We start from the raw sequence: 11819 nt of genomic DNA, 5'->3' as shown, positions 1-11819 counted from the left end.
CCCATCCTGCGCCGTTCGACGCGTGGGCCGCCCGCCCGTTACAAAAGAAAACCGCCGGGCACGCAGTGCGCCGGCGGTCTTTTGTCGGACCAGCGTCGGAAATCTTACAGCTTGCCGTAGCTGTGCAGCCCGGACAGGAACATGTTGACGCCGAGGAACGCGAACGTCGTCACGAGCAGGCCCGTGAGCGCCCACCATGCGGCGACCGTGCCACGCAGGCCCTTCATCAGGCGCATGTGCAGCCATGCCGCGTAATTGAGCCACACGATCAGCGCCCAGGTTTCCTTCGGATCCCAGCTCCAGTAGCCGCCCCATGCTTCGGCGGCCCACAGCGCGCCGAGGATCGTCGCGATCGTGAAGAACGCGAAACCGACTGCGATCGACTTGTACATCACGTCGTCGAGCACCTCGAGCGTCGGCAGACGATCGGCGAGCACGCCACGCTCCTTCATCAGGTACGCGACCGACACCATCGCCGACAGCGCGAAGCTGCCGTAGCCGATGAAGTTCGCCGGCACGTGGATCTTCATCCACCAGCTCTGCAGCGCCGGCACGAGCGGCTGGATCTGCTGCGCGTCGCGCGCGACCGAGTACCACATCAGGAAGCCGACGGCGGCGCTGATGACCAGCAGCACGAACGCACCCAGCGCACGCGTGCCGTAGTGGCCTTCGTAGTACAGATACAGCAGCGCGGTGATCAGGCTGAACAGCACGAACACTTCATACAGGTTCGACACCGGGATGTGCCCGACGTCGGCGCCGATCAGGTAGGACTCGTACCAGCGCACCATCAGCCCGGTGAAGCCCATCAGCACCGCGACCCACGTGAGCTTCTGGCCGATCGCCGAACCCGACTCCGAGCGCGCGAGCAAGCCGATCCAGTAGAAGATCGTCGCGAGCACGAACAGCGCGCTCATCCACAGGATCGCGGACTGGCTCGACAGGAAGTACTTGAGGAAGAACGCCGAATCGGCGCGCGTGAGGTCGCCCTGGTAGATCTGGATCGACAGCAGCGACAGCACGGCGATCGACGCCATCAGCAGCCGCGCGGGCTTCCAGCGCCAGCCGAGCACGACGAGCGCCGGCACGGTGCCGATCATCACCGCCTTGTCGTAGTAATTCATGTGCTCGTTGTAGTGCACGAACGCATAGCCCGCGCCCACCACGAGTGCCAGAGCGAACAGCCAGTCGACCAGCGACAGGCGGGCGAGAAACGGGCGGTCGTCGAACAACGGCGCCGAAATCGAGGCCTGGGCGGGCCCCGAACGGGAAGCGGAGACTTGAGTGAGATCCATGATGTTACCGGGTGGAATTCTCGGAAGCGGAACCGTCGCCGGCGGGCGGACGGGCAGTCGCGGCCGCACCGGCGGGCGCGGCGTCGCGGGGTGCGGCGCGCAAGGCGACACCGGCCGCGTCGCGCGTCTGCACGAATTCTTTCTCGAAATCGAAGGTCTTGCGGGCCGTCGACATCGCCATCACCACATCGACGCCGGAGCCGCCATCCTTGAGCCAGAACCAGAGGCGCCGCTCGCGCACGTAGAACATCGAGAAGATGCCGACGACCAACAGCAGGCTGCCAAGATACACCAGATTCTTGCCCGGTGCGCGCGTCAACTGAAATACCGAAGCTTGCACCTGCTTGAATGAGTCAAGCTGCAAATAGACCGGCGATCCATACAAAAAGCTGTCGGATAGCGCATTGATCGCGTTCTGCACGAAGCGCACCGTGTCGTTGCCCTGCTGCGCGGGCGGCTCGCCGGCACGCTCGCGGGCGATCTGCCAGACTTCCCACATCGAGCCCTCGAGCATGCGCAACAGCAGGCTCGCGGCCTTTTCCTGCTCGGCCTTCGGCACCGAACGGTCGATGAACGTGGCGACCGCCTGGAAGCCGCCGATCGGCTGGCCGTCGGCGCCGCGGCCGACGCTGTCGTCGCTTGCAGCAAAAAGGGTCAGCACCTTCGATGCGCTGTCCTGCAGGCGGGTGCGCAGCGATGCGTCGGTGCCCGGCAGCGAACGCTGCGCGAAGCGCGCGGCGGCTTCGGCGCGCACGGCCGGATCCTCGAGCGCGGCGCGCAGGCGCATCCACTCGCCGATCGAATCCTCGCTGTCGGCCGGAATGCGCATGTAACGGAACGGATCGTTCGGGCTCGCGCGCACACCGGCGAGGAACACGCGCGCGCCGCCCATGTCGACGGGCAGCATGTAGTTGTTGAACTCGCGCGCCTGGCCGTCCTTGCCGCGAATCTTGTACTGCACCGACGGGCCGATGTTGTGGAGCTGCATCGGTTTCGACGTCTTCGCGCCCGAGCCGAGCCGGTCGTCGAACACTTCCTTCAGCGTCTCCGTCTTCGCGACGCCGCGCACGTCCGGCTTGCCGCTCGCGTCGGCCATGTTCTCGACGTTGATCGCGCGGAAGTCGGAGAACTCGATCGTGTCGCCGTCGTTGCCCGGCATCTGCAGCGGGGCCGAACTACCGATCGTGCCCTTCACCGCGAACGTCTTCGCGTTGTCGCCCGTCATCGGGTAGGCCGTCATCTGCATCTGCGAGCCGCCGTCCTGGAAGCTCGACTGGTAGATCGACACGCCCTTGTACGTGAACGGCTTGTTGACCTCCACGCGCGCCGGGATCTTCTTGCCCGTCTCGCGATCGATCACGACGATATCGCTCGCGAAGAGCTTCGGCATCCCGGTCGTGTAGTAGTCGACGATGAACTTGTTGAGCTGGATCGAGAACGGCAGGTCCTGGATCAGCGATCCGTTCGGCTGGTTCAGGATCGCGGTCGACACGAACTGCCCTTCGGGCACCCACGCGTAACCGCGGAACGTCGGGTTCGACGTGGACAGACGATGGTCGGCCGAGATATCGCTGATCGTCGCGCTGGTGTTGACGGGGCTCTTGCCGAACATCCACATCTGGAATTTGATCGGCAGGTTGCTGTCGAGCAGGCCACCGATACAGATCACGATGATTGCCAGGTGCGCGGAGATGTAGCCCCATTTCGTCAGCGCGCCGCGCTTCGCGGAGATCAGCGTCGCGCCGTCGGTTTCGCGCACGACGTGCTTGTAGCCGGCCTTGGTGACGAACGCGGCGAGCGTGGCCGCCACGGTCGCACGCGTGCCGGACGTGGTGTATTCGGCCTTGTGATGGAACACGCGCAGGCTGCCTTCACGGACCTTGTCCTTCCAGCTCTTCGCGTCGGCGAGCATCTTCGGCGCGTTGCGGATCACGCACAGCGAGATCGACGTGACGAGGAAGATCAGGATCAGCATGAACCACCACGCGCTGTACACGTTGTACAGGCCCAGCGAGCGGAAGATGTCCGCCCAGAATGGTCCGAACTGGTTCACGTAGTTCGGATACGGGTCGTCCTGGGTCAGGACCGTGCCGATGATGCTGGCAATCGACAACACAACCAGCAACGCGATCGCGAAACGCATCGAGCTCACCAGCTCGACCGCGCGCTTGGACGCACCCTGCCCCGACTTCGACTGCAACCCCGACGTGGTAACGCTCATTCAAACTCCGACTAAGGGGAAACAGCCCCCAACGCTCACTATGTTCACTGCCCCCGAGGGGGCGGTCAGCACTCTTGGGGCGGCCCGGCGAGTGCCGACAACAAAAAAGGGCAAGGCAGCCGCAAGCCCGCGGCGCCCCACCCTTTTCTTGTTCTGACTCCGGCCGCCCTACGGGCACCCGGTCATTCCATTCGCGACGGTCCGTTCAATGCAGGCCGGCGATGTAATCCGCAACGGCCTTGATCTCGGTGTCCGACAGACGCGACGTGATCTGGTGCATCGCTTCGTTGTTGTTGCGCGCGCCGGCACCCTGCTGGAACGCGGTCAACTGGGCAACGGTGTAATCCGCCCATTGCCCCGACAGACGCGGGTACTGGACCGGAATCCCCTGCCCCGTCGGCCCGTGGCAGCTCGCGCAGGCGGGCACGCCCTTTTCCGCGATGCCGCCGCGGTAAATCTTCTGGCCGATCGGCACGGTCGCCGCATCGCGTGCGGCACCGACCTTCATCGTCTGCGACCCGTAATACGCGGCAACGTTGCGCATGTCGGCCGCGCTCAATGCGCTCGCGAACCCGACCATCACCGCGTTGGTCCGCGCCGGCCCCTTCGCGCCCGGCTGGGTCTTGAAGTCGTTCAGCTGCTTGACCAGATATTCGGGATGCTGGCCGGCGAGCTTCGGGAAACTGCCCGACGCGCTATTGCCGTCGGCGCCGTGACACGACGCACAGACCTGCCCGGCAATCGCCTTGCCGCGGTCCAGATCCGGCTTTGCCGCATCCGCCGCTTTTGCCTCCGCCACGAAACCTACGAACCCTGCTGCAACCTGAAGCACCATCAGAGACTTGCACAGTCGATTCATTCGCACACCCTGTTTCGTCTTGTGGGAATTAGAGGTTCTGCAAAAAACGACGTCGACCAGTCTACCGCAGAAGCTGCATAAAAGCGCGAGGCAGGCGCCCGCAGCCCTTCGGCAAAACCGGCGTATTGTACAATATCGCGCTGAAAGCTCCCGCGCCTATCGGGGCTACCCCGCCTCCACCAAGCGGCTCGCGCCGCCCGTCCCACCGGTTCCCCATGGCCTTTTTGCTCCATCAAGCCCGCTTCTACACGACCGTCAACCATCTGCGCGATCTGCCGCCGACGGTGCAACCGGAAATCGCATTCGCCGGCCGCTCGAATGCCGGCAAATCGACGGCGATCAACGTGCTGTGCAACCAGAAGCGGCTCGCGTTCGCGTCGAAGACGCCCGGCCGTACGCAGCACATCAACTACTTCTCCGTCGGCCCGGCCGACGAACCCGTCGCAAACCTCGTCGACCTGCCCGGCTACGGCTACGCGGAAGTACCGGGGGCCGCGAAGGCCCACTGGGAAATGCTGCTGTCGTCTTATCTCGCGACCCGTTCGCAACTCTGCGGCCTGATCCTGATGATGGATTCGCGCCGTCCGCTGACCGATCTCGATCGCCGGATGATCGAGTGGTTCACGCCGACCGGCAAGCCGATCCACACGCTGCTGACGAAGTGCGACAAATTGACGCGGCAGGAGAGCATCAACGCGCTGCGAACCACGCAGAAGGGGCTCGACGCGTATCGCGACCAGGGCGTGAAGGGCAAGCTGACCGTCCAGCTGTTCTCGGCGATGAAGCGCGTCGGGCTCGACGAGGCGCACGAACTGATCGAAAGCTGGGTGCGGCCGTCCGTCGCCGACGAAAAAAGCGAGCCTGTAGCACAATGATCGGACAACGCGCGGCCGGGTTCGGCCGTGCGCACCTGACGGTGCCTGCGAATTCGGTCGGCCCATAAAAAAACCCGCCGTTGAACGGCGGGTCAAACAGCCTAATCGAATAACGACAGGCACCCGCTCAGGGAGGAGAAGCGGGGAGCAGCGCGCGACGCGTGCCGCTCGATCGCTATCATATACCAACGGTCTCAAAAATGACCTAAGGGTTCCGTAAGGTTCTTCTTGCCCTGATTTCTGCCAAATCGCCATGAGCTTCCATCCGCTTCATCGTCCGCGCCGGATGCGCCGCGACGACTTCTCCCGGCGCCTGATGCGCGAAAACCGCCTGACCACCGACGACCTGATCTACCCGGTGTTCGTCGTCGAAGGCACCAACGAACGGCAGCCCGTGCCGTCGATGCCCGGCGTCGAGCGCGTGTCGGTCGATCTGCTGATGCACGTCGCCGAGCAGTGCGTCGAACTCGGCGTGCCCGTGCTGTCGTTGTTCCCGGCCATCGAGGCGTCGCTGAAGACGCCTGACGGCCGCGAGGCAGCCAATCCGGAAGGCCTGATCCCGCGCGCCGTGCGCGAGCTGAAAAAGCGCTTCCCCGAGCTCGGCGTGCTGACCGACGTTGCGCTCGACCCGTACACGAGCCACGGCCAGGACGGCGTGCTCGACGAAAACGGCTACGTGATCAACGACGAGACGATCGAGATCCTGGTCGACCAGGCGCGTGCGCAGGCCGAGGCCGGCGTCGACATCGTCGCGCCGTCGGACATGATGGACGGCCGGATCGGCGCGGTGCGCGAAATGCTGGAAAGCGACGGCCATATCCATACGCGGATCATGGCCTATTCGGCCAAGTTCGCGTCGGCGTTCTACGGTCCGTTCCGCGATGCGGTCGGCTCGGCATCCAATCTGGGCAAGGGCAACAAGATGACCTACCAGATGGATCCGGCGAACAGCGACGAAGCGCTGCGCGAAGTGCGCCTCGACATCGACGAAGGCGCCGACATGGTGATGGTCAAGCCCGGCATGCCGTATCTCGACATCGTGCGTCGCGTGAAGGACGAGTTCCGCTTCCCGACGTACGTGTACCAGGTAAGCGGCGAATACGCGATGCTGAAGGCCGCCGCGATGAACGGCTGGCTCGACCACGACAAGGTCGTGCTCGAATCGCTGCTCGCATTCAAGCGCGCGGGCGCCGATGGCGTGCTCACGTACTTCGCGCTCGACGCCGCGCGTCTGCTGAAAGCGCAGCGCTAAGCCGCACGTCGTACCAGCGCAAAGAAAAACGGCGGAACACTTCGGTGTTCCGCCGTTTTTTATTCGTATCGATCAATCGACGGAACACAGGCCGCCGGTGCGTGCCGGCGAGCGCGCGTCACGCCGTCGGCACCGCCGCCCGATCGAGGCTGCGCAGGAATGTCTCGGCAGCCTGATAGCCGACCACGCGACCGATTTCATTGCCGCTGCGATCGAAGAAGATGATCCCCGGCGGCCCGAACAGGTTGAAGCGCTTGAGCAGCGCCTGGTCGTCCGGATTGTTCGCCGTGACGTCGGCGCGCACCAGGTGCAGCTGTCCGAGTCGCGCCTGCACACGCGCATCGGTGAACGTCAGATGCTCCATCTCCTTGCAGCTCACGCACCAATCGGCGTAAAAATCGAGCATCACGGGCCGGTTCGACGTCTTCAGCAGCGCGTCGAGCTCCGCGCTGGAGCGCACCGATGCGAATGCCGGGCCAGCCTGTCCGGAGGCCGCACCGGCCGCCGACGCGTCGCCCGATGCGACGGTGCGCGACGCCAGCACGGCCAGCGGCTTCACGGGATCGTTCGACCCGGCAGCAAGACCGACGAGCAGCGTCGCCGCCCAGATCGCGAGCGCCGCGCCGAGCCCGCGGCCGAGACGGCGCCAGATCGATGCCGCCCCCAGATTCGGCGTGAACAGGCCAAGCGCCGCGGCAGCGACAAGCAGCCACAATGCCGAGAGCACCATCTTCAGGCCGCCTGCCAGCACGGGCCACACGATCCACAGCGCGGCTGCGAGCAGGACGATGCCGAAGAACACCTTCACGCCGTCCATCCATGCACCGGCGCGCGGCAGCACCGTCCCGGCGCCGATGCCGACGATGAGCAGCGGCACGCCGAGCCCCAGCCCCATCGCGAAAAGCGCGGCGCCGCCGAGCAGCGCGTTGCCGGTATGCGCGATGAAGGCGAGCACCGCAAACAGCGGTGCCGTCATGCAGGCGCCGACAACCAGCGCCGACAACGCGCCCATCGCAGCCACCGCGGCAAAATGACCACCCCGGCGCGCGCTCGATGCCTCCGCCGCGCCATTCTGCCAACGCGCGGGCAGCGCGATGTCCTTGCCTGAAATCAGCGACACGGCAAACGCGGTGAGCAAGAGGCCGAACGTGCCGAGCACCCACGGGTTCTGCAACCACGCGCCAAGGCTCTGGCCGACCAGCGCCGCTGCAATGCCGAGCACGGTATAGACGAGCGCCATGCCGACCACGTAGGTCAGCGACAGCGCAAAACCGCGTGCGTGCGTCGCGCGCGTGCCCTGCCCGATGATGATCGCGGACACGATCGGAATCATCGGGTACGAACACGGCAGCAGGCTCAGCACGACGCCCGCGACGAAATACAGTGCGACGATCGTGAAGAAGCCGTGCCCCTCGAGCAGCGACTGCGCGAAATCGGCGCTCGTCACCTTGTCGAACCAGCTGCCCGAAGCCGTTGCGCCGTCGGCCGGCGCCGCCGCGCCCAGCGCGGCTCCATCGACTTTCACGACGTGCTCGGCGGGCGGGTAGCAGATGCCCTCGTCGGCGCACCCCTGGGACGTCACCGCGAGCTCGAACGGCCCCGTCGCCTGCTTGACGGGCACGTGAATCACGACCTCGTCGCGATACGTCTCGACTTCCTTCTGGAACGTCTGGTCGAACTTCACGTGACCGGCCGGGAATTGCGGCTCGCCGAGCGTCGCCTGCCCGCTCTTCACGGCGAACGCGAACCGCTCCCGGTACAGGTAATAGCCTTTGGCGACCTTGAAGCTGACGTCCACCTGCCCCGGCGATTCGCTCGCACTGAACTTGAACGCGACCGACGGATCGAGGAAATCGTCGGCCGCGCGCGCGACCGACAGGCCGCCCAACACGAATACGAGCGGCAACAGGACTGCAAGGAACCGCAGCGCGCGCACGCGCACGGAAAGCGCCATACCGTTAAACATGAAATAGACGTTGAGTTTCGCTGGTCACCCACTGGCCGTACCCGGCCGAAGCCGTCGCCTGCCACGAAACGATTTCGGGCGTCTCGTATGGATGATGCGCGAGAATAAACCGCTCCAGTTCGAGCGAGCGCACCGGGCTCGTCTTGAACAGCAACTGGATCTCGTCGGCCGTTTCGACCTTGCCCTGCCAGTGATAGCGTGACTTGATCGTGCCGAGCTCGGACACGCACGCGGCCAGCCGCGCGCCGAGTGCGCCGTCGGCAAGCGCTGCAGCCGTCGCCGCATCGGGCACCGTCGTCAGCATCAACACCACCACCATACGCGCCCTCCAGGCTAGTTGACCGGCCTGCGGGACGGATCTTCCGTCCAGGGCCCGCATCGGCAGTCCCGTATCGTAGCGCAGCCCGCGCAACGCTGCCGGCACCGGCCTGCGACAATCGATCGCAGGCGCGCGTCAAAAACAAAAAGGGCCAAGCAATCGCTCGGCCCCTTTCAGATACTGCTGCGTACCGGAAGCTTACTCAGCTTCTTGCACGTTTTCCGTTTCGTCGACTTCCGGACGATCGAGCAGCTCGACCAGTGCCATCGGTGCGTTGTCGCCGACGCGGAAGCCGAACTTCAGCACGCGCAGGTAGCCGCCCGGACGGTTCGCGAAACGCGGACCGAGCACGTCGAACAGCTTCGCCACCGAGTCACGATCGCGCAGGCGGTTGAATGCCAGACGACGGTTTGCCAGCGACGGCTTCTTGCCGAGCGTGATCAGCGGCTCGACGACTTTACGGAGTTCCTTCGCCTTCGGCAGCGTCGTCTTGATGACTTCGTGCTCGATCAGCGAGTTGGACATGTTACGGAGCATAGCCAGACGGTGGCTGCTCGTGCGGTTCAGTTTCCGCAGACCATGACGATGGCGCATTTCAGTTTCCTTGATTCAAAGTTTTGATCCAGCTCTTCTATCGCACCTCGATGGGTGCACGGGCCGGTAGCGAAAAAAGCAAGATGCGGATTTTAAAGGAAAATCCGCATCTTTGCCAACTACAGCGATAGCCAGGCTACAAGCGGGCTTACTTGTCGAGACCAGCCGGCGGCCAGTTTTCGAGCTTCATGCCCAGCGTGAGACCGCGCGAAGCGAGCACTTCCTTGATCTCGTTCAGCGACTTGCGACCGAGGTTCGGCGTCTTCAGCAGCTCGTTTTCCGTGCGCTGGATCAGGTCGCCGATGTAGTAGATGTTCTCGGCCTTCAGGCAGTTCGCCGAACGAACCGTCAGCTCGAGATCGTCCACCGGACGCAGCAGGATCGGATCGATCTGCGGTGCGCGCGACGGTGCTTCGGCGGCCGTTTCCGTGCCTTCCAGCGCCGCGAACACGGACAGCTGGTCGACCAGGATGCGCGCCGATTGACGGATCGCCTCTTCCGGGGTGATCACGCCGCTCGTCTCGATGTTCATCACGAGCTTGTCGAGGTCGGTACGCTGCTCGACACGCGCGCTTTCAACGGCATAGCTCACGCGGCGAACCGGCGAGAACGATGCGTCGAGGACGATGCGGCCGATGATCTTGGCCGTGTCTTCGCCGTAGCGACGGACGTTGCCGGGCACATAGCCGCGACCCTTTTCGATCTTGATCTGAACGTCGAGCTTGCCGCCCTTCGACAGGTGTGCGATCACGTGATTCGGGTTGATGACTTCGCAATCGTGAGCCAGCTCGATATCGCCGGCGGTGACGACACCTTCGCCTTCCTTGCGCAGGGTCACCGTCACTTCGTCACGGTTGTGCAGCTTGAATACCACACCCTTCAGGTTCAGCAGCAGGTTGACGACGTCCTCTTGCACGCCATCAAGCGTCGAGTACTCGTGCACCACGCCTGCGATCGTCACTTCGGTCGGCGCGTAGCCAACCATCGACGACAGCAGCACGCGGCGAAGCGCGTTGCCCAAGGTGTGGCCGTAACCGCGTTCAAACGGTTCCATGACCACCCTCGCGTGGTTCTCGCCAAGCGATTCCACGGCGATGATCTTGGGTTTCAGCAAACTGGTTTGCATGGGCTTTCCTTTTCAATACCCTCGGCTCGTTACACCGATAAGGCTGACCGGTAACAACCAGAAAATAAACAGCCGAGGCCCCTCCTTGCGCAACGCAATCGGGGTACCTCGGCCGTCAATCGGATTAACGCGAATACAATTCGACGATCAGGCTTTCGTTGATGTCGCCTGCGATGTCAGCGCGTTCCGGCATTTGCTTGAACGTGCCTTCGAACTTCTTCGCATCGACTGCAACCCAGCTCGGCATGCCGCCTTGCTCGGCCAGCGACAGCGCTTCGACGATACGCGCCTGCTTCTTCGCCTTTTCGCGGATCGCGACGACGTCACCAGCCTTCACTTGCTGCGACGGCACGTTCGCGACGACGCCGTTCACGGTGATCGACTTGTGGCTCACGAGCTGACGCGCTTCAGCGCGGGTCGAGCCGAAGCCCATGCGATACACGACGTTGTCGAGACGCGACTCGAGCAGTTGCAGCAGGTTTTCACCCGTGTTGCCCTTGCGGCGGTCGGCTTCAGCGAAGTAACGGCGGAACTGACGTTCCAGGACGCCGTAAATACGCTTGACCTTCTGCTTTTCGCGCAGCTGCGTACCATAGTCGGACGTACGTGCGCCCGAGGTACGGCCGTGCTGGCCCGGCTTGCTGTCGAGCTTGCACTTGTCGGCGAGCGAGCGGCGCGCGCTCTTCAGGAACAGGTCGGTGCCTTCACGGCGGGACAGCTTGGCCTTGGGGCCGATATAACGTGCCACTTTGCATTCCTTTATCAATCAGTCACGCGGAGCAAAATCCGCGCTAGTTCGCGCCCTTTGGGGCGAACGGTGGGCTTAGTCAATCAAAAAAGCAACGCCCGTCGACGCTACGCGGCGACAGGCAAATGTGCCAGCACGAACGTGCCAGCAGCATTCTTAGATACGACGACGCTTCGGCGGACGGCAGCCGTTGTGCGGAATCGGGGTGACGTCCGAAATCGCGGTGATCTTGATGCCGAGGCCATGCAGTGCACGCACCGCCGACTCACGACCCGGGCCCGGGCCCTTGATCCGCACTTCCAGATTCTTCACGCCATATTCCATCGCGACGCGACCGGCCGACTCAGCAGCAACCTGAGCAGCGAACGGCGTCGACTTGCGCGAGCCCTTGAAGCCCTGGCCGCCCGACGTCGCCCATGCCAGCGCATTGCCCTGGCGATCGGTGATCGTGATGATCGTGTTGTTGAACGACGCGTGAACGTGAACCACGCCTTCAGCGACGTTCTTCTTAACCTTCTTGCGAACGCGTTGCGCCGCGGTGTTCGAAGCCTTAGCCATTACGTT

At 63.9% G+C, this 11819-nt stretch carries 11 protein-coding genes; 2 read left to right on the top strand and 9 right to left on the bottom strand.

Annotated elements, in window-relative coordinates:
• Positions 1–104: 104 nt before the first annotated feature.
• The 3 genes from ccsB to DCN14_RS15965 all read right to left on the bottom strand — a co-directional run bounded on the left by ccsB (position 105) and on the right by DCN14_RS15965 (position 4375).
• Positions 105–1295, bottom strand: a complete 1191-nt coding sequence (gene ccsB, locus DCN14_RS15980; RefSeq protein ID WP_096504170.1) for a c-type cytochrome biogenesis protein CcsB — start codon at positions 1293–1295, stop codon at positions 105–107.
• A gap of 4 nt (positions 1296–1299) precedes the next feature.
• Positions 1300–3516, bottom strand: coding sequence for a cytochrome c biogenesis protein ResB (locus tag DCN14_RS15975; protein WP_096504168.1), 2217 nt, complete (start codon positions 3514–3516; stop codon positions 1300–1302).
• 205 nt (positions 3517–3721) lie between these two features.
• Positions 3722–4375, bottom strand: coding sequence for a c-type cytochrome (locus DCN14_RS15965; RefSeq protein WP_096504166.1), 654 nt, complete (start codon positions 4373–4375; stop codon positions 3722–3724).
• 215 nt (positions 4376–4590) lie between these two features.
• On the opposite strand from DCN14_RS15965, the gene yihA reads away from it, so the two are divergent.
• Positions 4591–5250, top strand: a complete 660-nt coding sequence (gene yihA / locus DCN14_RS15960; RefSeq protein WP_096504164.1) for a ribosome biogenesis GTP-binding protein YihA/YsxC — start codon at positions 4591–4593, stop codon at positions 5248–5250.
• A gap of 253 nt (positions 5251–5503) precedes the next feature.
• Positions 5504–6502: a porphobilinogen synthase gene (gene hemB / locus DCN14_RS15955; protein WP_096504162.1), complete on the top strand. Its 999-nt coding sequence runs from the start codon at positions 5504–5506 to the stop codon at positions 6500–6502.
• A gap of 118 nt (positions 6503–6620) precedes the next feature.
• On the opposite strand, the gene dsbD is transcribed toward hemB, so the two are convergent.
• From dsbD to rpsK, 6 genes are all read right to left on the bottom strand, one after another.
• The gene (gene dsbD / locus DCN14_RS15950; protein WP_096504160.1) at positions 6621–8468 is read right to left on the bottom strand and encodes a protein-disulfide reductase DsbD; all 1848 of its coding nucleotides are present in this window, start codon (positions 8466–8468) and stop codon (positions 6621–6623) included.
• Positions 8461–8787, bottom strand: coding sequence for a divalent-cation tolerance protein CutA (gene cutA / locus DCN14_RS15945; RefSeq protein WP_096504158.1), 327 nt, complete (start codon positions 8785–8787; stop codon positions 8461–8463). Before cutA ends, dsbD begins: the two co-directional genes overlap by 8 nt.
• 198 nt (positions 8788–8985) lie before the next feature.
• Positions 8986–9381 (bottom strand): 50S ribosomal protein L17, encoded by a 396-nt coding sequence (gene rplQ / locus DCN14_RS15940; protein ID WP_006477175.1) that lies wholly within the window; start codon positions 9379–9381, stop codon positions 8986–8988.
• A 148-nt stretch (positions 9382–9529) separates the two neighbouring features.
• The gene (rpoA, locus tag DCN14_RS15935; RefSeq protein ID WP_006477176.1) at positions 9530–10507 is read right to left on the bottom strand and encodes a DNA-directed RNA polymerase subunit alpha; all 978 of its coding nucleotides are present in this window, start codon (positions 10505–10507) and stop codon (positions 9530–9532) included.
• 124 nt (positions 10508–10631) lie between these two features.
• The gene (rpsD, locus tag DCN14_RS15930) at positions 10632–11255 is read right to left on the bottom strand and encodes a 30S ribosomal protein S4 (protein ID WP_012362893.1); all 624 of its coding nucleotides are present in this window, start codon (positions 11253–11255) and stop codon (positions 10632–10634) included.
• 156 nt (positions 11256–11411) lie between these two features.
• Positions 11412–11813 carry a 30S ribosomal protein S11 gene (gene rpsK, locus DCN14_RS15925; protein WP_004197937.1) on the bottom strand — a complete coding sequence of 134 codons (402 nt, stop codon included), beginning with the start codon at positions 11811–11813 and terminating at the stop codon, positions 11412–11414.
• Between the last annotated feature and the right edge of the window lie 6 nt (positions 11814–11819).

It is taken from the genome of Burkholderia sp. IDO3, assembly GCF_003366075.1.
GTDB lineage: Bacteria > Pseudomonadota > Gammaproteobacteria > Burkholderiales > Burkholderiaceae > Burkholderia > Burkholderia anthina.
The sequence above is the reverse complement of the archived record's forward strand: the minus strand, read 5'-3'. Positions and strand labels throughout refer to the sequence as shown.